This is a genomic window from Bradyrhizobium sp. Ec3.3 (assembly GCF_000472925.1).
GTDB lineage: Bacteria > Pseudomonadota > Alphaproteobacteria > Rhizobiales > Xanthobacteraceae > Bradyrhizobium.
Genome location: NZ_AXAS01000020.1, coordinates 113,628 through 133,525 on the forward strand (window position 1 = coordinate 113,628; position 19,898 = coordinate 133,525).

Below are 19,898 nucleotides of genomic sequence, written 5' to 3' on the forward strand. Positions count from 1 at the left end.
GACGTCCCTTGGCACGCATTACCCTTCGGCAACTGCTGGATCACGCAGCTCACCACGGCTATGCCGTTCCGGCGTTCAACATCAACAACATGGAGCAGGGCCTCGCGATCATGCAGGCGGCGGCCGAGGTCGATGCGCCCGTCATCATCCAGGCCTCGCGCGGCGCGCGCAGCTATGCCGGCGACCTCATGCTCTCGCACATGATCGACGCACTGGAGCGGACCTATCCGGACATCCCGCTCTGCATGCACCAGGACCACGGTAATGACGAGGCGACCTGCGCCAGTGCAATCGCCCATGGCTTTACCTCCGTCATGATGGACGGCTCGCTCAAGGCCGACGCCAAGACAGCCGCCGACTACGACTACAACGTCGCCATCACTCGCCGCGTCGTCGACCTCGCGCACTGGGTCGGCGCCTCCGTCGAAGGCGAGCTCGGCGTGCTGGGCTCGCTCGAGCATGGCGGCGGCGAGCAGGAGGACGGTCACGGCGTCGAGGGCAAGGTCGGCCACGACCAGTTGCTGACCGATCCCGACCAGGCCGTCGATTTCGTCCGCGCCACCAAGGTCGATGCGCTGGCGATCGCGATGGGCACCTCACACGGCGCCTACAAGTTCAGCCGCAAGCCGGATGGCGACATCCTGGCGATGCGGGTGGTCGAGGAGATCCACCGCCGGCTGCCGAATACGCATCTTGTCATGCACGGATCTTCTTCGGTGCCGCAGCCGCTTCAGGACATGTTCAACCAGTTCGGCGGCGAGATGCCGCAGACCTGGGGTGTACCGGTGGAGGAGATCGTTCGCGGCATCAAGAGCGGCGTGCGCAAGGTCAACATCGACACCGACTGCCGCCTGGCGATGACCGCGGTGTTCCGGAAAGTGGCCACGCAAGCGCGCTCTGAGTTCGACCCGCGCAAATTCCTGAAGCCTGCCATGGACGCGATGCGCGACCTCTGCCGAGAGCGCTTCGAGCAGTTCGGCACCTCAGGCCACGCCAGCAAGATCAAGGTCATTCCCATGAGCGAGATGGCGCGGCGGTACCGTGCCGGCGAACTGGACCCGCGCATCGACACCCGCGAATCCGTCGCGGCCTGATCAATCAAAGAGCAGAGAGAAGAACAGGAGAGAGACATGAACGCACATGCAGGCACGGTCCGCGGCAAAGAGCGCTATCGCTCGGGCGTCATGGAATACAAGCGCATGGGTTATTGGGAGCCCGACTATGTGCCGAAGGACACTGACGTCATCGCGCTGTTCCGCGTGACGCCGCAGGAGGGCGTCGACCCGATCGAGGCTTCGGCGGCCGTGGCCGGCGAATCCTCGACCGCGACGTGGACGGTGGTGTGGACCGATCGTCTGACCGCGGCGGAGAAATATCGCGCCAAGTGCTATCGCGTCGATCCGGTGCCGGGCACGCCGGGCTCGTATTTCGCCTATATTGCCTACGACCTCGACCTGTTCGAGCCGGGCTCGATCGCGAACCTCTCGGCCTCGATCATCGGCAACGTCTTCGGCTTCAAGCCGCTGAAGGCCTTGCGGCTCGAGGACATGCGCTTCCCGGTCGCCTATGTGAAGACGTTCCAGGGGCCCGCAACCGGCATCGTGGTCGAGCGCGAACGCCTCGACAAGTTCGGCCGGCCGCTGTTAGGGGCAACGGTGAAGCCGAAGCTCGGTCTCTCGGGCCGCAATTATGGCCGCGTCGTCTATGAGGCGTTGAAAGGTGGGCTCGACTTCACCAAGGACGACGAGAACATCAACTCGCAGCCCTTCATGCATTGGCGTGACCGCTTCCTCTACTGCATGGAGGCTGTCAACCGCGCGCAGGCCGCCTCGGGCGAGGTGAAGGGCACGTACCTCAACGTCACCGCCGCGACGATGGAGGACATGTATGAGCGCGCGGAGTTCGCCAAGGAGCTCGGCTCGGTCATCGTCATGATCGACCTCGTGATCGGCTACACCGCGATCCAATCCATGGCGAAATGGGCGCGCCGCAACGACATGATCCTGCATCTGCACCGCGCCGGTCACTCGACCTATACGCGGCAGAAGAGTCACGGTGTGTCGTTCCGCGTCATCGCCAAGTGGATGAGGCTTGCCGGTGTCGACCACATCCATGCCGGCACGGTGGTCGGCAAGCTCGAGGGCGACCCCAACACCACGCGCGGCTATTACGACGTCTGCCGCGAGGACTTCAACCCATTGAGGCTCGAGCACGGCCTGTTCTTTGACCAACCCTGGGCGAGCCTGAACAAGATGATGCCGGTCGCTTCCGGCGGCATTCATGCCGGCCAGATGCACCAGCTCCTCGATTTGCTGGGTGAGGACGTCGTGCTGCAATTCGGCGGCGGCACGATTGGTCATCCCATGGGGATTGCGGCGGGCGCGACAGCCAACCGCGTGGCGCTGGAAGCGATGATCCTCGCCCGCAACGAGGGTCGCGACTACGTCCATGAAGGGCCGGAGATCCTGGCCAAGGCGGCACAGACTTGCACGCCGCTGAAGGCCGCGCTCGACGTCTGGAAGGACGTCACCTTCAACTACCAATCCACCGACACGCCGGACTTCGTGCCGACCGCGCTGGAATCCGTTTGAGGAGACATGAGATGAAGTTGACGCAAGGGTGTTTTTCCTTCCTGCCTGATCTCACCGACGATCAGATCTACAAGCAGGTGCAGTACTGCCTCGCCAACGGCTGGGCCGTGAATATCGAGTTCACCGACGATCCGCATCCCCGCAACACCTATTGGGAGATGTGGGGCCTGCCGATGTTCGATCTTGCCGACGCCGCCGGTGTGATGATGGAGCTCGCCGAATGCCGCAGGGTGTATGGCGATCGTTACATCCGCATAAGTGGCTTCGATTCCAGCCATGGCTGGGAATCGGTGCGGATCTCGTTCCTCGTGAACCGGCCGAAGCAGGAGGCTGAATTCGAGCTGGTGCGGCAGGAGGGACGCGCGATCCGGTACACCACCGTCCGCAAGCCGGTTGAGCACGCTTCGGCCTAGACAGCATTCGTTTCCGCGCGGAGCTCTCCCTGCTCCGCTCCCTTGGCGGACAACTGCTTCGCCGCCTGTTCGCGGCGAAGCCCCTTTCTTCGAGATGCCCATGCTTGATGTGCCGCAAAAGACAGAGACCAGTGAAGCCGCATTCGATCTCCGCAAGGAGGCTGAAGCCGCAGGAATCACCGAGACGCTGCGCGAGCTCGATCAGGAGCTGATCGGGTTGAAGCCGGTCAAGAACCGCGTGCGTCAGATCGCCTCGCTCCTCCTCATCGAGCGGATACGGCAGCGTGCGGGCCTCGTCGCCGCGCCGCCGACCTTGCACATGTCCTTCACCGGCAATCCCGGCACCGGCAAGACCACAGTCGCGCTGCGCATGGCAAAGATCCTTCACGGTCTCGGCTTCGTGCGGCGCGGGCAGGTGATCTCGGTAACGCGCGACGATCTCGTCGGGCAATATATCGGCCATACTGCGCCGAAGACCAAGGAGATATTGAAGAAGGCGATGGGCGGCGTGCTGTTCATCGACGAGGCCTACTACCTGCACCGGCCCGACAATGAGCGCGACTACGGCCAGGAGGCGATCGAGATCCTGCTCCAGGTGATGGAGAACCAACGTGAGGACCTCGTGGTCATCCTCGCCGGGTATGGCGAGCGGATGACGAATTTCTTTGCCTCCAATCCAGGCTTCCGCTCGCGCATCGCCCACCACATCGAATTTCCCGACTATTCCGAACAGGAATTGCTCTTTATTGCGGACTTGATGTTGCAGGAGCGGGGATATCGCTTCTCGACTGCCGCGCGCGAGGCTTTCGAAAAGTATATCGCGCTGCGCCGAACGCAGCCGTTCTTCTCAAATGCGCGCTCGATCCGCAACGCCGTCGACCGCATCCGGTTGCGCCAGGCCGACCGGCTGGTTGCCGATCTCGACCGCATGCTGGGGGTCGCGGACCTCGAGACCATCGATTCCTCGGACGTGCTGGCCAGCCGCGTGTTCAGCGGCGGATCTGACGCGCGGAGCGCAAAGCCATGACAAGGGAAATCATCATTGCGCCGTCGATCCTGGCGGCGAATTTCGCGAGGCTCGGGGAAGAGATCGCTGCGATGGATGCGGCCGGCGCCGACTGGATCCATTGCGACGTGATGGACGGGCATTTTGTACCCAATATCAGTTTCGGTGCCGACGTGATCAAGGCGATCAGGCCGTTTACGAGCAAGACGTTCGACGTCCATCTGATGATCGCGCCGGCGGATCCCTATCTCGAAGCTTTCGCGAAAGCCGGTGCCGACATCATCACGGTCCATGCCGAAGCGGGGCCGCATCTCGATCGCTCCTTGCAGGCAATCCGGGCGCTCGGCAAGAAGGCCGGCGTGAGCCTGTGCCCGGCAACGCCGGAATCAGCTATCGAATATGTGCTCGATCGCGTCGACCTCATCCTTGTGATGACGGTCAATCCGGGCTTCGGCGGGCAATCGTTCCTCGGATCGCAGATTACGAAGATCCAGCGCATCCGCGCGATGATCGGCGACCGGCCGATCCGGCTCGAGGTCGATGGCGGCGTCACGCGCGACAACGCGGCCGCCGTTGCGGCTGCCGGCGCGGATACGCTGGTGGCGGGATCGGCGGTGTTCCGCGGCAACGGCAGCGCCGACTACGCGAACAACATCGCCGCGATCCGCGTTGCTGCGCAAGCTGGCCGGGTTCCGAAGCTGCAACTGGGTTCGGCTTCGCTGGCGCGGGCTGGCGAGAGCGAATTGGTTCGATAACCGCGGGTCACGCGACGCCTTCGGGGCGATGCAGGGCTACTTGGTCGGGCATCCACGTGATGGAAAGGTATTTGGATGCGATAGACGCGATCGCCGCGCTGCAACAGCGCCGTCACGGCCATCACCGCTCCAAATGAAAAAGCCGCCGGTTCCGGTTCCGTGCGGCTCGAGAAGTCGCGAGCTGCGTGCCTGTCGCAGCACCAGTGTACCGCCGTTACCTTGTTTGCGGCCATACGGAGGAACTCATAGCCAAAATTGCTGCATTTGGCTGTGACTTGCCCCACAGATGCCGCAACTTTGTGGCATGATCAAAATACAGTCTCGGCGAAACTTTCCCCAAAGTTTGACCCAGGGCAATGCCAACGGGCCGATGTCCGCGTTAACTCTTTCAAGGAAAGAGTGGTCCACGCAGCAAATGTTTCGCACGAGTGCAATCAGTGTGACGCAAACCGGCGAAATAAGCCGGGCGTAGCCAAGGTGGGAGATTCTCATGGAGAACGTGCGTCGGTACCGTGCTCTGGCGTCCTTGTGCCGTCAGCAGGCGGCATATCGACCCCTGCAGAGCTGGGATCTTCTCGGCCAGGCCGAGCATTTCGAACATCTCGCCGAAGCGGAGCTGAAGGCTCACTTCGACGCCTGCAATACGCAAGGCGCTGACGACGCAGCAGCCCCGGCAGAGTGGCAGCACACTGCCGCCGCGTGAAGCGCAAAGTTCGCGCTAATGCGACATCAGCGTCGGGATCGTCATAGTTTGCAGCATCGCGCGGGTGACGCCGCCTAGCACGCGCTCTTGCAAGCGCGAATGGCCATAGCCGCCCATCACCAGCAGATCGAGGCTCTCGTCGGCCGCGAGCGACAGGATCGTCGGCTGAATGTCGGCGCGGCTCGCCGACAGGCTGACGATGCGGGCTTCCAGCCCGAGCCGTGCCAGATGTCTTGCAAGCTGATCCGCCGGAGCCGCGCCCGGCGCTGACGTCGCCTCGTTCACCGTCATGATGACGATCTCCGCGGCCCGCGACAGGAACGGCATCGCGTCGCGCACTGCGCGCGCCGCAACGCGGCTGCCATCCCAGGCGATGCCGATTCGCCGTGTCTTGAAGGTGCCGCGGAAGATATGTGGCAGGAACAGCACCGGTCCGCCCGCCTGGAACAGAATCTCCTGCGGCAGGTCGCTGTCGAAGGATCCATGATCTGCATCGGGCTGCAGCACGACGCTGAGATCGTGGAGCCGTGCCATCGCGCCGACCATGTCGATCGCATCCGCCGGGATCGCACCGACCGGGTGGCAGCTATGGGAAATGCCGGCATGCCCGGCTTCCGTCTCGAATACCGCGAGCGCCGTCTCGGCGCGCTCCGTCGCTCGTTCGCGCTCCATCTCGAACACCGCGGCCACGGCCGCGCCGCCTTCCATCACATAGGCCGTGCTGGTTGCGACATAGCCGACCGAGACCGCATCGAGATGAGCGTTGAAGCCGGCGGCGAGCGACACCGAGCCATCGATGACCGGGCGCATGGGTCGTTCGGTCGGGATGTGGACGAGAATGTCCTTGATCATGGCGGCGCCTCCGGCGGAGATCATTTCCACGCCGTAATTTTTCACCGATCCCTCGATGTGCGTTGACCTGCATCAAGCGCCGTCACCCGCGGCTGCTCGTCGCAGCTTTCTTTGCCAAGAATTAATCGCGTGGACGGGACGTCGTAATGTTGTGTCGTCAATGTTGGGAGCAAGGCGACTGCTACCAACATGGACATTTCGACATGAACGATCACATCAATCCCGATTCCGCCAGGCCGCGTGCGATCCTGAAACCCCGGCGCCTCGCGCTGCTCGGTACCGTGGCCGCGCTCGGCGTTGCCGTGCTTGCCGGTGCTTCGAACGGATACTCGCCGTTTGCCGGCGCGTCCTTCACCTCGCCAGCGCTCGCCGCCGAGACGACGCCGACCCCACCCGGTTTTGCCGATCTGGTGGCCAAGGTGAAGCCCGCCGTGATCTCGGTGCGCGTCAAGATCGACCAGACCGACAAGAATGCGATGCTGCAGCAAAACCGGATGGATTCGGATGAGGATTCACCTTTCGATCAGTTCCCGAAGGAGTTCGGCTTCCGCCTGCCGAAGGGCATGCAGCAAATGCCCAACGGCATGCCGCAGCGCCACCGCGTGATCACCGGCGAAGGCTCGGGCTTCTTCATCTCGGCCGACGGCTATGCGGTGACCAACAATCACGTCGTCGACCACGCCCAGTCCGTGCAGGTGACGGCGGACGACGGTACGATCTACACGGCCAAGGTCGTCGGCACCGATCCGAAGACCGACCTCGCGTTGATCAAGGTCGACGGCAAGAAGGATTTTCCGTTCGTAAAATTCTCCGAGCAGCGCCCGCGGATCGGCGACTGGGTGGTTGCCGTCGGTAATCCGTTCGGCCTCGGCGGCACGGTGACGGCGGGTATCGTCTCGGCCAACGGCCGCGACATCGGCGCCGGCCCCTATGACGACTACATCCAGATCGACGCGCCCATCAACAAGGGTAATTCCGGCGGTCCCGCCTTCGACATGAACGGCAACGTGATCGGCGTGAATACTGCGATCTTCTCGCCGTCCGGCGGCTCGGTCGGCATCGGATTCGACATCCCGGCCAACACCGCAAAGCTCGTCGTCGCCCAGCTCAAGGACAACGGCTCGGTCACGCGTGGCTGGCTCGGCGTCCAGGTGCAGCCGGTGACGGCTGATATCGCCGACAGCCTCGGGCTGAAGGAAGCCCGCGGCGCGATCGTCGATACCCCGCAGGACAACAGCCCGGCGTCCAAGGCCGGAATCGAGGCCGGTGACGTCATCACCGCCGTCAATGGCACCGCGATCAAGGACTCCCGCGATCTCGCCCGTACCATCGGCACGATGGCGCCGGGCAGCTCGGTGAAGCTCGACGTCTGGCACAAGGGCGAGAGCAAGACCGTGAGCGTGAATCTCGGCGAGCTCCCGAACGAGCGTCAGGCCAAGGCGAATGGGAAGGCGAATGACAAGGCGGACGAAGGTCAGTCGACCGCCGGAACGCCGCGTCTCGGCCTCAGCCTCGCACCGGCCGGCGACGTGCAGGGCGCGGGCCAGAAGGGTGTCGTCGTCACCTCCGTTGATCCGGAAGGCCCGGCGGCAAGCCGCGGCATCCAGACCGGAGATGTCATCCTCAATGTCGGCGGCAAGGCCGTCGCCAGCATCGATGACGTCCGGACTGAGTTGAAGCAGGCGAAATCCGCTGGCAAGCGCAGCGTGCTGCTGCAGGTGAAGAGCGCGGAGGCGACGAAGTTCGTCGCGGTGCCGCTCGCCTAAGCAAAGAGAGATCACGCAACAATAAAAGAGGCGGCCTCGCGGCCGCCTCTTTCGTATCGGCTGTGCTTACTAACAGCGGTGTCGCAAGCCGTCTGGGCCTATATAGGTCATGCCGGGTTCGCAATACCCGCCGCGGAACGGTGCGGTCGCAATCGCGCCTGCCGTTCCGATCGCGCCGCCGACCACGCCGGCGGCTACGTCGCCCGGCCAAAAGCCTGAGCCCTCATGATAGTAAACCTGCCCATGGTGCCTTGCGCTCATCGATCGCGCGTGAGGCTCCTGCGCCAATGCAGGCGCCGCCATTGCGGTGGTGAGGACTGCGGCTGCGGCCAATCGTTTCCAGTTCATGTGCTGTCTCCGTTGTCTTCACACGGCAGGTCAACACCTGCCGCGGACAACCGTTTCGGGAACGTCACGAGTTTCATCCGGAGATTGGCCCGCGTTCCGCGACGGTCGCGCGAACCTGCGGAGAGCCGTCCATTTGAGGGGATAAGCCGGCACCGCCCGATAACATTCGCGTTAACGGATCTGTTGCGGACAGGGTTCGGCCCAAAAATTCACATTCACTCAAGCAGGTCGTGAGTCGCCTTTTGCGGCTCGACGGGCGAGGATGGTTGCATCAGCGGAACTCCAAGAGGGGGGGGCGCTTTGTGGAACCGGACCTCGTCAGGAATCGGTGCCAACGATGGATCGATTGAAGGCCTTCAGCAGGGGCGCGTTACTGCTGGTGCCGCTTGTGCTCTGCACCCAAAGTGCGCTGGGTCGCGACGACGGACGTTATACGGATTCCCCGCTCAAGCCATGGTTCGACAGCCTGCGCAGCCACCTCGGTCCATGTTGCTCAGATGCCGATGGCGTGGCGGTCGCTGACCCCGATTGGGAATCGTATGGGGGGCACTATCGCGTGCGCATCGACGGTCAGTGGGTCGAGGTGCCCGATGAGGCCGTCATCACCGAGCCCAATCGGGCCGGGCGAACCATGGTATGGCCCGTGAAGACTGCGTTCGGGATTTCGATCCGCTGCTTCATGCCCGGCACCATGATCTAAAGGACACGTATCGACCTCGGGCGGCGCACGGGAGCTTCGCGCGCCACCGAATTTCGTCTCACCGGGAGCGCTTCTTGCTCGACTTCTTCTTCGAGCCCTGCGCTTCGACGTCTTCTTCTTCGGGACCTTCTTGCCCTTCTTGCGCGCCTTCGACAGGCCGATTGCGATCGCCTGCTTGCGGCTCTTCACGCGTCCACCGCGTCCGCCACGACCGCTCTTGGCCGTGCCTTTCTTGTAGCGGCGCATCTCGCTTTCGACATCCTTGCCGGAGCTCCTCGAATAGCGCCGTTTCTTTGCCTTGCGTGCCATGAGCATCCTCCCATGGCGAGAGAACCGCTTTCGCCTGCGCATGGTTCCTTGTCACTTGCCTAGAGCATGATCCGGAAAAGTGTGAAGCGGTTTTCCGAAAAGATCATGCTCAAACAATAACCTAAAGCGCGATGACGATTCAGCCCAATCTCATCGCGCTTTAGCCGGACGCGGTGACAGGATTCCTCAATAGCGACAACGACACGCGTGACTGCCGGCGGCTGACGCGCGACAGAGAACAAAATCACCCCGCGGGGAACGGACTGGCAGCAGCGCGAATTGTTCGCCATGGTCACGATCAATATCCTCGACAAGCCGATCGAACGCATCCGCGAGACCTGCGAGATGATGGGCGCGCGCGACAAATTCGAACGCACCCTCCCTGAGCTCGAGACCTTCCTCGAATCAGAGATTGCCAGAGGCGAGACCGGCGAGGCGCGGCTCACCTATGACGGGCTCTGCTTCCTCAAGGGAGCCTTTGCGCGGAAGTGATCCGGCACCTCAGAACGAGTTGGCAAGCTCGATCTCGGCCTCCAGCGCCTGGATGCGTTTTGCGGCCTCGTCGAAGCTGAGATCCCTCGCATACTGGCTTGGCTGATAGGCCTCCTCGCTCAGCCGCCGCAGCCGCAGGACCTGGGCCCGCGTCATCTGCGCGGCGAGGAAATCCTTGGCGTCGTATTTACCTTCCACTCGCATTTCCACTCTCCATCCCTGAATCGTGACTTGACTATATGTTCTTATTTTGTTCTAACAAGCCATGGACAACAGAATTAATGAAATTCGTCGTAAAATCAGTACATTAAGGTCCGAGATGGTGGACCTTGAGGCGTCGGTGCGCGACCTCGTCAACCGTGATCGCGATTGCAACGAAAGCGCGCTTCGATTGCTCGGACTGCGCCAGGACATGAAGCGGCTGATCGCTGACTGGAAGGCGGCCGGCGGCGGCGATCTCCTGCCCAATATTGGCGAGCGGATGAGTCTCCGCGCGAACGTCAAGAACGATCCCAAGAAGAACGGTCACAAAGCGGCCCACATGGCCGTGCGCCGGTGAAGCCGGGGGCTCGCCGTGGATGAGGACCCGGACGCGTACCGGATTCTGAAACTGCGCGCCGAGATCCTCGAACTTGGGTTGGCCATCCGCCAGTTGCAGCGTGCCGGCCTCGACGATGCCGCAGCCCAGCTTTTGATCGCGCGCAAGCGCGCGATGCTCGAAACGCTCGTGAAGCGCGAGCCGCAAAGCGCAGCGCAGGACCGATCCGGCCTTAACATTCCTGACATCCGACGCGGCTAAGTCAGACACGTCACGCGACGTGCCGGAGCCTTCCGATGTCGGATACCGAGACGACAGCTCTGCTGCGCGCGGTTCTTGATGAGGTCTGCACGGACATCCCCACATCCGAGACGGCCGCGCGCGAGCGCGTCGCCGCGACAGTTCTCGAGATGATCCGGATGGGGTGCTGCTCGGCCGACGACCTCAGGCGAGCTGGCCGCGATGCGCTCAACCGCGCGCCGACGATGTGGCGCTAGCGGCGTCGCTCGCATCCGCCGATCAAGAAGAAAGCCCCGCGGCGCGCGGGGCTTCTCAAAGGCGTAAATGGGCTCACTTGCTGGGCATGCTGCCGGCTTGATTGGTGCCCGGGCCGACATTGCCCTGGCTCGACGGATTGGCGGCACCGCCGCTGGACTTCATGTTCGCACCGGTCGTGGTCTGCGACGACGTCATGGACTTATGATGCTTGGTCTTGTTGGACATCGCCTCGGCGGCAAACGGCGCGGCGGCGAGGCCGGCTGCCACGATTACGGCTAAGCCGAGATGGGTCTTCTTCATGCGCGGAACTCCCTTGAGTTAAATTGACGCAGGGAGCCAACAGCGATTGGGTGCGAGAGTTCCAGCGCGAGCGCGACATGCGCCGTTGCGCGTGCTTCAAGTTTCCTTGTCATCCATCAAAACGAACACGGCGCCCGTCAGCGTTGCGCCGATCGCAAAGCTCGTCACGAGCGTGATGACGAACACGAAAATGGTCGGGCTTCCGCCAGCCTTGAGCAGCGCCGCAACGGCAGGATTGATGAGCACCAGCGCGAGGCCAAAGATAAGCCCGAGGGCCGCACCCATCATCGCCTGCGTCATCAACGTGATGGCGCCTGCCGTCGAAACCAAACGTGGCGATTTTCGCGCTCGCATTGCCGTCCTCGACAATCATCCTGAAAACGCACCGGATCATCGCGAGTTCCTCGAACACCGCATCTTCCTGAACAAATATTCATAGTGCGCGATCTTCAGCTGGCGTTCATGCGAGGTCTGAGAGGATCGAGACTGAAGCAACGACATGGAAAGCTCGATCATGGGAAAGGTGATCTTTCTGTACCGCTCGCTTGCCTATCGCAACGCGGCGGCGGAAATGTTGCGCAAGGCGCGCACGCTGCCGCGTGGCGCGGAGCAGCGCGCAGCGCGATGCTATGCGATGGCCTTGCGCGATCTGGAACGGAGCGAAGCCTGGCTCGAGGGGCGCATCGCGGATGCGCCGTTGCAGATGCAGGCGGTAAGGGTGCGCGCCCGCCGCTAGCCTGAGGCGCGCTGCAATTCGCCGGCGATCGCAGCGTCGAAATTTTCGGCCGCCGGCAGTGTCGCCTTTCGCGTCAGGGGCACTTCGAGGCGGCACAGCAGGCCCTCGGCGCGCCAATCGAATTGCGCCTGTCCGCCGAGCTGGGACTCTACGCTCGCGAGCAAGCTCTTGGTGCCGAAGCCGCGCGCCTTCGGCTGCCTGACCAGCGGCCCTCCGGATTCCTCCCAGGTCAGCGCGAGCATCTCGCCATTCACCTCCCAGCCGATCGCAAGCCTCCCCGACCGCGTCGACAGCGCACCGTATTTGGCCGAATTGGTGAACAGCTCGTGCAGCGCCAGCGCCAGCGTTTGCGCGGTAGCAGGCACGAGCTGCACTTCGGGACCCGATAGACGGATCTGGCCGCCGAGCGAATAGGGCGCGAGCTCCTCCTCGATCAGCTTGCTGATCTCGGCGCCTTGCCAGCTCGACAGCGACAGAATGGTGTGCACGCGTGCCAGCGCATTGATGCGTCCTTCGACGGCATTGACGTAGGTCTTGACGTCGTCGGCGCGGGTCAGCCGGACGATTGATTGCGCGAGTGCCAGGGCGTTCTTGGCGCGGTGATCGACTTCGCGGGCGAGCAGGTTCTGCCGCTCCTCGGCGCGCTTGCGCTCGGTGATGTCGACCGTGACGCCGCTCACCCGCACCACGCGACCGTTTCCGTCCAGCGTTGCCGCCGCCGTTCCGACACACCAGCGCACCTCACCATCCGGCCGCTGAATGCGGAATTCGGCTTCATAGGCGCGCGCGCCCGTGTTGAATTCGGCGATCGCCTTGCGGAATTGATCGACATCGTCGGGGTGCAGCAGCGCCTGCACGTTGGCCGAGGTGACGTCGAAGGTCTCCGGGCTGACGCCGAAGATGCGATACTGGCCTTCGTCCCACATCCAGTCGCCGTTGATCCAGTCCCAGTCCCAGGATCCCATCTTGCCGGCGGCGATCGCCATGCTGCGCCGCTGCTCGCTCTCGAGCAGCTTGGCGGTGGAGCTTTCGAGCTCGGCGGTGCGTGCGCGAACGCGATCCTCCAGCTCCTGGTTCAGCCGCTCGAGCTCGCGTGTCTTGCGATAGAGCTCGGCGAATACCTTGATCTTGGCGCGCAGCACCTCCGGCACCACCGGCACCGGAACGTAGTCGACCGCGCCCATCTCGTAGCCGCGCAGGCGATCGATGTCGGACACCTGGATTGCCGAGATGAAGATCATCGCGATCTTCTGGAAACGCGGATGCTCGCGGATCATCGCCGCGAGCTCGAAGCCGTCGAGCTCGGGCATGCAGACGTCGACCAGGATCACCGCGATTTCGCTCTTCAGCAAAATCTCCAGTGCCTCGCGACCGGACGAGGCGATCACGAGGTTCTCGCCGAGGTCCTTCAGGATCACCTCATAGGCGAGCAGCTTGGCCGGCTGGTCGTCGACAAGGAGAATGTTGACCTTTTCGTGGTCCATACTCGGATCCCACTCAGCGATGCAGCCACATGCGGATCGCAAGCAGCAATTGATCGGTGTTGACGGGTTTGGCGAGATAGTCGGAAGCGCCCGCTTCCAGACATTTCTCCCGGTCGCCCTTCATCGCTTTCGCAGTCAGCGCGATGATCGGCAGGCGCAAAAAGGCCGGGTTCTCCCGGATCACGCCGATGGTCTGATAGCCATCCATCTGCGGCATCATGATGTCCATCAGCACGATCGCGATATCCGGATTGGACTGCACGAGCGCCACTGCCTCGCGGCCGGTGGTGGCGGTCAGCACCTTCATGCCGCGCCGTTCCAGCACGCTCGACAGCGCGAAGATGTTGCGGGCATCGTCGTCGACGAGCAGCGCGGTCTTGCCGATCAGGTCCTCGTCGGAACTGTTCAGCTTCTCCAGCATGCGCTGCTTTTCGGTCGGCAGCTCGGTGATCACCCGGTGCAGGAACAGGGCGGTCTCGTCGAGCAGGCGTTCGGGCGACTCCACGCCCTTGACCACGATGCTGCGCGCCATGGTGTGGAGCTCGGCATCCTCTTCGGCCGATAGTTCTCGACCGGTGAAGACCACGACCGGAATGTTCGACAGTGCCTCGTCGCTGCGGATCTGGTCCAGCACCTCGAAGCCGCTCATGTCCGGCAGACGCAGGTCCAGCACCACGCAGTCGTAAGGAGCGTCGCGCAGCGTCGAGAGCGCGCCGGCACCGGTTTCGGTCGCCACGATCTCGATGTCGTCATGATGCAGCAGCTCGCGGATCGAGAGCTGCTCCGCCTCGTTGTCCTCGACGATGAGGAGCCGCTTGCGCCGCGGCCTTGCATATTCCTTGATCTGGGTCAGCGCGGCGGAGACGCCCTCGGTCGTGGTCGGCTTGTTGATGAAGGAGAAAGCGCCGCGGGCGAGCGCGTGCTGGCGATCCTCGTCCAGCGTGATGATCTGAACGGGGATGTGGCGGGTCAGCGGATTGTGTTTGAGCTGGCTTAGCACCGTCCAGCCCAGCATGTCCGGCAGAAAGACGTCGAGCGACACCGCCGTCGGTTGATATTGCTTGGCGAGCTCCAGGGCTTCAGCGCCGCGTGCCGCGACCAGCACCTTGAAACCCTTGTCGCGGGCGAGATCGACCAGCACGCGAGCGTAATGCGGATCGTCCTCGACGATCAGCAGAATGGTATCCCCCGGTTCGAGATTGAGCCGGTCGTCGGGCAGTTGCTCGATGACGCGCTCGGGCGCAGTTGCCTGCACCTGGAGCGCGGGCGGCTGGTTGGCCGCGGGCGCGGTCCGTGGCGCGAGTGTCGGTCCTGAATATTTGAGCGGCAGGTACAGCGTGAAGGTGGAACCCTTGCCGGTCGCGCTGCGCAGGTGGATCTCGCCGCCGAGCAGGCTTGCGAGCTCGCGGCTGATGGCGAGCCCAAGGCCGGTGCCGCCATATTTGCGGCTGGTGCCGGCGTCGGCCTGCTGGAAGGCCTCGAAGATCAGCTTCTGCTTCTCCAGGGGAATGCCGATGCCCGTATCGGTGACCTCGAACGCGATCACTGCCGGCGCAGCGTTGAGCACGGGATGATCCGGCGTCCAGCCGCCTAGCGCGCAGGCGACCTTCAGTCGTACGCCGCCGTCGGCCGTGAACTTGAAGGCATTCGACAACAGGTTCTTCAGCACCTGTTGCAGCCGCTTGGAGTCGGTGACGATGCTGCGGGCGAGGTTCGGATCGACTTCGACGTTGAAGGACAGGTTACGGTTCTCCGCCTCGTGCCGGAACGGACGTCCGACGGTCTCCAGCAGGTTCGCGGTCAAGATCTCCTCCGCGTCGACGGTCACCGTGCCGGACTCGATCTTGGAAAGATCGAGAATGTCGCTGATCAGGTTCAACAGATCAGTGCCGGCACCGTGGATCGTGCGGGCGAACTCGACTTGCTTGGCCGAGAGGTTGCCATCCGGATTGTCGGTGAGCTGCTGGCCGAGGATCAGGATCGAGTTCAGCGGCGTGCGCAGTTCGTGGCTCATATTGGCGAGGAATTCGGACTTGTACTTCGAGGTCAGCGCGAGCTCGGTCGCTTTTTCCTCCAGCGCGCGGCGGGCCTGTTCGATCTCCTGGTTCTTGCGCTCGACTTCCACGTTGCGTTCGGCGAGCTGCTGCGCCTTCTGCTCGAGCTGATCGTTGGTCTGCCGCAACTCGCGCTGCTGGGCCTGGAGCTCGCCGGCGAGCTGCTGCGACTGCTTGAGCAGGCCCTCGGTCTGCATCGTTGCCTCGATCGAGTTGAGCACGATGCCGATGGAGTCCGTGAGCTGCTCCAGGAAGGTCATTTGCGAGGTCGTGAATGAGGCGAGCGAGGCGAGCTCGATGACCGCCTTGACCTGGCTCTCGAACAGCACCGGCAGTACCACCAGGTTCTTCGGCACCGCGCGCAACAGCGCCGAGTTGATCGGCACCACGTCGGTCGGGATGTCCGCAACCACGCGCGGGCGCTTGTCGAGGGCACATTGCCCGGCGAGACCGTCACCGAATTGCAGCACCTGCGGATAGGGATAGGCACCGTCGCCGGCATAGGAGGCAAGCAGGCGGAGCTGCGGGCTGTCCTCGTTCTCGATCTGGTAGATCACGCCGGTATGGGCGTTCACCAGCGGCGACAGCTCGGAGAGCAGGAGACGGCCGACGGTGGTGAGGTCGCGCTGGCCCTGGAGCATGTTGGTGAATTTGGCGAGGTTCGTCTTCAGCCAATCCTGCTCGGTGTTCACGTCCGTGGTGAGACGCAGATTGGTGATCATGGTGTTGATGTTGTCTTTCAGCTCCGCGACCTCGCCGCGGGCATCGACCTGAATCGACCGGGTCAGGTCGCCCTTGGTCACGGCAGTTGCGACCTCCGCGATGGCGCGCACCTGCGAGGTGAGGTTCGCTGCCAGCAGGTTGACGTTGCCGGTGAGATCCTTCCAGGTGCCGGCGGCGCCCGGCACGTTGGCCTGGCCGCCAAGGCGTCCCTCGACGCCGACCTCGCGCGCCACCGACGTCACCTGGTCGGCGAAGGTCGCCAGCGTCTCGGTCATGTTGTTGATGGTGTCGCCGAGAGCGGCGACCTCGCCCTTCGACTTCACGGTGAGATTCTGCTTGAGGTCGCCGTTGGCGACGGCGGTCACGACCTTGACGATGCCGCGCACCTGCTCGGTGAGGTTCGCCGCCATGAAGTTCACGGTGTCGGTGAGGTCCTTCCAGGTGCCGGCGACGCCGGGCACCTGGGCCTGGCCGCCGAGCTTGCCTTCGGTGCCGACCTCACGCGCCACGCGCGTGACCTCGCCGGCGAAGGCGTTGAGCTGGTCCACCATGGTGTTGATGGTGTTCTTCAGCTCGAGGATCTCGCCCTTCACGTCGACGGTGATCTTGCGGGACAGGTCGCCGCGCGCCACGGCAGTCGTGACCTCGGCGATATTGCGCACCTGCGTGGTGAGGTTTGCGGCGAGCAAGTTGACGTTGTCGGTGAGGTCCTTCCAGGTACCACCGACGCCGGGCACCACGGCCTGACCGCCGAGCCGTCCCTCGGTCCCGACTTCGCGCGCCACGCGCGTCACTTCGGCAGCGAAGGAGCGGAGCTGCTCGACCATCGTGTTCAGCGTGTCCTTCAGCAGCAGGATCTCGCCGCGGACGTCGACCGTAATCTTCTTCGAAAGGTCACCGCCCGCGATCGCAGTCGCCACCTCGGCGATGTTGCGGACCTGCGCGGTCAGGTTGGACGCCATGAAGTTGACGTTGTCGGTGAGGTCCTTCCAGGTGCCGGCAACTTCAGGCACTTGCGCCTGGCCGCCGAGCTTGCCTTCGGTGCCGACCTCGCGCGCGACGCGCGTCACTTCCGATGCGAAGGCATTGAGCTGGTCCACCATGGTGTTGATGGTGTTCTTCAGCTCGAGGATTTCGCCGCGCACGTCGACGGTGATTTTGCGGGACAAGTCGCCGCGCGCCACGGCAGTCGTCACTTCGGCGATGTTGCGGACTTGGGCGGTGAGGTTGCCCGCCATCGAGTTCACGCTATCGGTGAGGTCCTTCCAGGTTCCGGCGACGCCGGGCACGTTGGCCTGGCCGCCGAGACGGCCTTCGGTGCCAACCTCGCGCGCCACGCGCGTCACCTCGCCCGCGAAGCGGTTGAGCTGGTCGACCATCGTGTTCAGCGTGTCCTTGAGCTGAAGGATCTCGCCGCGCACGTCGACGGTGATCTTGCGCGAGAGGTCGCCGCCTGCGATGGCAGTCGCCACCTCGGCGATGTTGCGGACCTGGGCGGTGAGGTTGCCCGCCATCGAGTTCACGCTCTCGGTGAGGTCCTTCCAGGTGCCGGCGACGCCGAGCACGTTGGCCTGGCCGCCGAGCTTGCCTTCGGTGCCGACCTCACGCGCGACGCGCGTCACTTCGCCGGCGAAGGCGTTGAGCTGGTCGACCATGGTGTTGAGCGTTTCCTTGAGCTGAAGGATCTCGCCCGACACGTTCACGGTGATCTTCTTCGACAGGTCGCCCTTGGCCACAGCGGTCGCGACCTCGGCGATGTTGCGGACTTGGCCGGTCAGGTTCGAGGCCATCGAGTTGACCGAGTCGGTCAAGTCCTTCCAGGTGCCGGCGACGCCACGCACCTGAGCCTGACCGCCGAGCTTGCCTTCGGTGCCGACCTCGCGCGCCACGCGCGTCACTTCGCCGGCGAAGGCGTTGAGCTGGTCCACCATGGTGTTGATGGTGTCCTTCAGCTCCAGGATTTCGCCGCGCACATCCACGGTGATCTTCTTCGACAAGTCGCCGTTCGCGACCGCCGTCGTCACCTCGGCGATGTTGCGGACCTGGGCGGTGAGGTTCGACGCCATCGAGTTGACGCTCTCCGTCAGGTCCTTCCAGGTGCCGGCGACGCCGAGCACGTTGGCCTGGCCGCCGAGCCGCCCTTCGGTACCGACTTCGCGCGCCACGCGCGTCACTTCGCCGGCGAAGGCGTTGAGCTGGTCGACCATGGTGTTGAGCGTTTCCTTGAGCTGAAGGATCTCGCCCGACACGTTCACCGTGATCTTCTTGGAGAGGTCGCCGCTCGCGATCGCGGTCGCGACGTCGGCGATGTTGCGGACCTGCGCCGTCAGGTTCGAGGCCATGAAGTTGACGTTGTCGGTGAGGTCCTTCCAGGTGCCGGCCACACCAGGCACCTGGGCCTGGCCGCCGAGCTTGCCTTCGGTGCCGACCTCACGCGCGACGCGCGTCACTTCGGATGCAAAGGAGTTGAGCTGGTCCACCATGGTGTTGATGGTGTCCTTCAGCTCCAGAATTTCGCCGCGCACGTCCACGGTGATCTTGCGGGACAGGTCGCCGCGCGCCACCGCCGTCGTCACGTGGGCGATGTTGCGCACCTGTGCGGTCAGGTTGCCGCACATCGCGTTGACGGAGTCGGTCAGGTCCTTCCAGGTGCCGGCGACGCCGGGCACGATGGCCTGGCCGCCGAGCTTGCCGTCGGTGCCGACCTCGCGCGCCACGCGCGTCACTTCCGAGGCGAAGGAACGAAGCTGGTCCACCATCGTGTTGATGGCTTCCTTGAGCTGCAAAATCTCGCCGCGGACGTCGACCGTGATCTTCTTGGAGAGGTCGCCATTGGCCACCGCGATCGTCACCTCTGCGAGGTTGCGCACCTGGTTTGTCAGGTTGTTCGCCATCGAGTTGACGCTCTCGGTCAAATCCTTCCAGACGCCGGTCACTTCCGGCACCTGGGCCTGGCCGCCGAGTTTGCCTTCGGTGCCGACCTCGCGGGCCACGCGCGTCACCTCGGAGGTGAACACGCCGAGCTGCTTGATCATGGTATTGACGATGGTCGCCGATTGCAGAAATTCGCCGCGCAAGGGGCGGCCGTCGACGTCGAGCTTGACGGTTTGCAGCAGGTCGCCCTGCGCCACCGCCGCGACCGCGCGCGTCACCTCACGCGTCGGCCACAGAAGATCGTCGATCAGCGTGTTGACCGAGCCTTCCATATCGGCCCACGAGCCGCTCGCAAGCCCGAACTTCACGCGCTGGCGGGTCTTGCCTTCGCGACCCACCACCTGGCCGACCAGCTCGAGCTGCTGTGCCATGCGCTGGTTGGCGGCGATGATTTCGTTGAAGGTGTCGGCGATCTTGCCGTCGATGCCGAGATAGTCGCCGCTCATGCGCACGGAGAAATCGCCGCTGCGCATGGCTTGCAATGCAAGTAGCAACTCTTGCCGGGGGTCGGCTTCCGGAGTGGCATTCACTTTTCGTTTGGGGACGCGGCGACCAGATTGCGAAACCGGTCCGGGATCGAGATCGCTCATGTCATTCCCCCCGCAAGTGCGTATCCGAATCCAAAGCTAGTACGCAGTCTTGGAAATAGAACGTCAGCGAAATTCCAAATCAAGCCGCACCATTGGAGCATGAAAA

At 63.6% G+C, this 19,898-nt stretch carries 21 protein-coding genes and 1 pseudogene; 13 read left to right on the plus strand and 9 right to left on the minus strand.

Annotated features, from left to right (window positions below):
- Positions 1 to 8 precede the first annotated feature (8 nt).
- The 6 genes from fba (at position 9) to YUU_RS0121980 (ending at position 5,468) form a co-directional block, all read left to right on the plus strand.
- The gene (gene fba / locus YUU_RS0121955; RefSeq protein WP_027524343.1) at positions 9 to 1,094 is read left to right on the plus strand and encodes a class II fructose-bisphosphate aldolase; all 1,086 of its coding nucleotides are present in this window, start codon (positions 9 to 11) and stop codon (positions 1,092 to 1,094) included.
- Between the two features lie 36 nt (positions 1,095 to 1,130).
- Complete coding sequence (locus YUU_RS0121960; protein WP_027524344.1) at positions 1,131 to 2,591, plus strand: form I ribulose bisphosphate carboxylase large subunit; 1,461 nt, start codon at positions 1,131 to 1,133, stop codon at positions 2,589 to 2,591.
- Positions 2,592 to 2,602: 11 nt separating this feature from the next.
- The gene (locus YUU_RS0121965) at positions 2,603 to 3,004 is read left to right on the plus strand and encodes a ribulose bisphosphate carboxylase small subunit (RefSeq protein WP_027524345.1); all 402 of its coding nucleotides are present in this window, start codon (positions 2,603 to 2,605) and stop codon (positions 3,002 to 3,004) included.
- A 100-nt stretch (positions 3,005 to 3,104) separates the two neighbouring features.
- Complete coding sequence (gene cbbX, locus YUU_RS0121970) at positions 3,105 to 4,031, plus strand: CbbX protein (RefSeq protein WP_027524346.1); 927 nt, start codon at positions 3,105 to 3,107, stop codon at positions 4,029 to 4,031.
- Positions 4,028 to 4,765 (plus strand): ribulose-phosphate 3-epimerase, encoded by a 738-nt coding sequence (rpe, locus tag YUU_RS0121975; protein WP_027524347.1) that lies wholly within the window; start codon positions 4,028 to 4,030, stop codon positions 4,763 to 4,765. The genes cbbX and rpe overlap by 4 nt, the downstream gene beginning before the upstream one ends.
- 490 nt (positions 4,766 to 5,255) lie before the next feature.
- A complete protein-coding gene (locus tag YUU_RS0121980; protein ID WP_027524348.1) occupies positions 5,256 to 5,468 on the plus strand; it encodes a hypothetical protein in 213 nt (70 codons plus the stop codon).
- Positions 5,469 to 5,483: 15 nt separating this feature from the next.
- Here the strand turns inward: YUU_RS0121980 and YUU_RS0121985 are convergent, their stop codons facing one another.
- Positions 5,484 to 6,320: a universal stress protein gene (locus YUU_RS0121985; protein WP_027524349.1), complete on the minus strand. Its 837-nt coding sequence runs from the start codon at positions 6,318 to 6,320 to the stop codon at positions 5,484 to 5,486.
- A gap of 203 nt (positions 6,321 to 6,523) precedes the next feature.
- Between YUU_RS0121985 and YUU_RS0121990 the strand changes: the two genes are divergently transcribed.
- A complete protein-coding gene (locus YUU_RS0121990) occupies positions 6,524 to 8,086 on the plus strand; it encodes a Do family serine endopeptidase (RefSeq protein ID WP_027524350.1) in 1,563 nt (520 codons plus the stop codon).
- Between the two features lie 69 nt (positions 8,087 to 8,155).
- On the opposite strand, the gene YUU_RS56500 is transcribed toward YUU_RS0121990, so the two are convergent.
- Complete coding sequence (locus YUU_RS56500; protein ID WP_084801502.1) at positions 8,156 to 8,434, minus strand: hypothetical protein; 279 nt, start codon at positions 8,432 to 8,434, stop codon at positions 8,156 to 8,158.
- A gap of 337 nt (positions 8,435 to 8,771) precedes the next feature.
- On the opposite strand from YUU_RS56500, the gene YUU_RS51355 reads away from it, so the two are divergent.
- Positions 8,772 to 9,134: a hypothetical protein gene (locus YUU_RS51355; protein ID WP_035663003.1), complete on the plus strand. Its 363-nt coding sequence runs from the start codon at positions 8,772 to 8,774 to the stop codon at positions 9,132 to 9,134.
- Positions 9,135 to 9,229: 95 nt separating this feature from the next.
- On the opposite strand, the pseudogene YUU_RS61295 reads toward YUU_RS51355, so the two are convergent.
- Positions 9,230 to 9,443, minus strand: a pseudogene (locus YUU_RS61295) (DUF6496 domain-containing protein); the annotation flags it as partial.
- A gap of 59 nt (positions 9,444 to 9,502) precedes the next feature.
- Positions 9,503 to 9,739, minus strand: a complete 237-nt coding sequence (locus YUU_RS58820) for a hypothetical protein (RefSeq protein ID WP_156944442.1) — start codon at positions 9,737 to 9,739, stop codon at positions 9,503 to 9,505.
- On the opposite strand from YUU_RS58820, the gene YUU_RS0122000 reads away from it, so the two are divergent.
- The gene (locus YUU_RS0122000; protein WP_027524351.1) at positions 9,732 to 9,935 is read left to right on the plus strand and encodes a hypothetical protein; all 204 of its coding nucleotides are present in this window, start codon (positions 9,732 to 9,734) and stop codon (positions 9,933 to 9,935) included. The genes YUU_RS58820 and YUU_RS0122000 overlap by 8 nt on opposite strands.
- Before the next feature lie 9 nt (positions 9,936 to 9,944).
- On the opposite strand, the gene YUU_RS0122005 is transcribed toward YUU_RS0122000, so the two are convergent.
- Positions 9,945 to 10,139, minus strand: a complete 195-nt coding sequence (locus YUU_RS0122005; RefSeq protein ID WP_027524352.1) for a DUF3072 domain-containing protein — start codon at positions 10,137 to 10,139, stop codon at positions 9,945 to 9,947.
- A gap of 115 nt (positions 10,140 to 10,254) precedes the next feature.
- Between YUU_RS0122005 and YUU_RS0122010 the strand changes: the two genes are divergently transcribed.
- From YUU_RS0122010 to YUU_RS0122020, 3 genes are read left to right on the plus strand one after another with little or no spacing between them, the layout of a single operon-like run.
- The gene (locus YUU_RS0122010; RefSeq protein WP_027524353.1) at positions 10,255 to 10,494 is read left to right on the plus strand and encodes a hypothetical protein; all 240 of its coding nucleotides are present in this window, start codon (positions 10,255 to 10,257) and stop codon (positions 10,492 to 10,494) included.
- Positions 10,495 to 10,509: 15 nt separating this feature from the next.
- Positions 10,510 to 10,734: a hypothetical protein gene (locus YUU_RS0122015; protein WP_027524354.1), complete on the plus strand. Its 225-nt coding sequence runs from the start codon at positions 10,510 to 10,512 to the stop codon at positions 10,732 to 10,734.
- A 35-nt stretch (positions 10,735 to 10,769) separates the two neighbouring features.
- On the plus strand, positions 10,770 to 10,970 hold the full coding sequence (locus YUU_RS0122020) for a hypothetical protein (protein ID WP_027524355.1): 201 nt from the start codon (positions 10,770 to 10,772) through the stop codon (positions 10,968 to 10,970).
- 73 nt (positions 10,971 to 11,043) lie between these two features.
- Here YUU_RS0122020 and YUU_RS0122025 read toward each other — a convergent pair whose 3' ends face one another.
- Positions 11,044 to 11,271, minus strand: coding sequence for a hypothetical protein (locus YUU_RS0122025; protein ID WP_027524356.1), 228 nt, complete (start codon positions 11,269 to 11,271; stop codon positions 11,044 to 11,046).
- A gap of 96 nt (positions 11,272 to 11,367) precedes the next feature.
- Positions 11,368 to 11,625 (minus strand): hypothetical protein, encoded by a 258-nt coding sequence (locus YUU_RS0122030; protein WP_027524357.1) that lies wholly within the window; start codon positions 11,623 to 11,625, stop codon positions 11,368 to 11,370.
- A gap of 160 nt (positions 11,626 to 11,785) precedes the next feature.
- Here YUU_RS0122030 and YUU_RS0122035 point away from each other — a divergent pair, with 160 nt between their 5' ends.
- The gene (locus tag YUU_RS0122035; RefSeq protein WP_027524358.1) at positions 11,786 to 12,007 is read left to right on the plus strand and encodes a hypothetical protein; all 222 of its coding nucleotides are present in this window, start codon (positions 11,786 to 11,788) and stop codon (positions 12,005 to 12,007) included.
- Here YUU_RS0122035 and YUU_RS0122040 read toward each other — a convergent pair.
- Both YUU_RS0122040 and YUU_RS0122045 read right to left on the minus strand, forming a co-directional pair.
- Positions 12,004 to 13,491 carry an HWE histidine kinase domain-containing protein gene (locus tag YUU_RS0122040; protein WP_027524359.1) on the minus strand — a complete coding sequence of 496 codons (1,488 nt, stop codon included), beginning with the start codon at positions 13,489 to 13,491 and terminating at the stop codon, positions 12,004 to 12,006. The genes YUU_RS0122035 and YUU_RS0122040 overlap by 4 nt on opposite strands.
- Before the next feature lie 13 nt (positions 13,492 to 13,504).
- Positions 13,505 to 19,792: a HAMP domain-containing protein gene (locus YUU_RS0122045; protein WP_027524360.1), complete on the minus strand. Its 6,288-nt coding sequence runs from the start codon at positions 19,790 to 19,792 to the stop codon at positions 13,505 to 13,507.
- Positions 19,793 to 19,898: the final 106 nt, after the last annotated feature.

Excerpts from the sequence above, each read along its gene's own strand:
- rpe (WP_027524347.1), top strand. The coding sequence starts at position 4,028 with ATGACAAGGGAAATCATCATTGCGCCGTCGATCCTGGCGGCGAATTTC.
- YUU_RS0122020 (WP_027524355.1), top strand. The coding sequence starts at position 10,770 with ATGTCGGATACCGAGACGACAGCTCTGCTGCGCGCGGTTCTTGATGAG.
- YUU_RS0121990 (WP_027524350.1), top strand. The coding sequence starts at position 6,524 with ATGAACGATCACATCAATCCCGATTCCGCCAGGCCGCGTGCGATCCTG.
- YUU_RS0122010 (WP_027524353.1), top strand. The coding sequence starts at position 10,255 with ATGGTGGACCTTGAGGCGTCGGTGCGCGACCTCGTCAACCGTGATCGC.
- cbbX (WP_027524346.1), top strand. The coding sequence starts at position 3,105 with ATGCTTGATGTGCCGCAAAAGACAGAGACCAGTGAAGCCGCATTCGAT.
- YUU_RS0122040 (WP_027524359.1), bottom strand. The coding sequence starts at position 13,491 with ATGGACCACGAAAAGGTCAACATTCTCCTTGTCGACGACCAGCCGGCC.
- YUU_RS0121985 (WP_027524349.1), bottom strand. The coding sequence starts at position 6,320 with ATGATCAAGGACATTCTCGTCCACATCCCGACCGAACGACCCATGCGC.
- YUU_RS51355 (WP_035663003.1), top strand. The coding sequence starts at position 8,772 with ATGGATCGATTGAAGGCCTTCAGCAGGGGCGCGTTACTGCTGGTGCCG.
- YUU_RS0122005 (WP_027524352.1), bottom strand. The coding sequence starts at position 10,139 with ATGCGAGTGGAAGGTAAATACGACGCCAAGGATTTCCTCGCCGCGCAG.
- YUU_RS0121965 (WP_027524345.1), top strand. The coding sequence starts at position 2,603 with ATGAAGTTGACGCAAGGGTGTTTTTCCTTCCTGCCTGATCTCACCGAC.
- YUU_RS0121980 (WP_027524348.1), top strand. The coding sequence starts at position 5,256 with ATGGAGAACGTGCGTCGGTACCGTGCTCTGGCGTCCTTGTGCCGTCAG.
- YUU_RS0122000 (WP_027524351.1), top strand. The coding sequence starts at position 9,732 with ATGGTCACGATCAATATCCTCGACAAGCCGATCGAACGCATCCGCGAG.
- YUU_RS56500 (WP_084801502.1), bottom strand. The coding sequence starts at position 8,434 with ATGAACTGGAAACGATTGGCCGCAGCCGCAGTCCTCACCACCGCAATG.
- YUU_RS0122045 (WP_027524360.1), bottom strand. The coding sequence starts at position 19,792 with ATGAGCGATCTCGATCCCGGACCGGTTTCGCAATCTGGTCGCCGCGTC.
- YUU_RS0122035 (WP_027524358.1), top strand. The coding sequence starts at position 11,786 with ATGGGAAAGGTGATCTTTCTGTACCGCTCGCTTGCCTATCGCAACGCG.
- YUU_RS0121960 (WP_027524344.1), top strand. The coding sequence starts at position 1,131 with ATGAACGCACATGCAGGCACGGTCCGCGGCAAAGAGCGCTATCGCTCG.
- YUU_RS0122030 (WP_027524357.1), bottom strand. The coding sequence starts at position 11,625 with ATGCGAGCGCGAAAATCGCCACGTTTGGTTTCGACGGCAGGCGCCATC.
- YUU_RS0122025 (WP_027524356.1), bottom strand. The coding sequence starts at position 11,271 with ATGAAGAAGACCCATCTCGGCTTAGCCGTAATCGTGGCAGCCGGCCTC.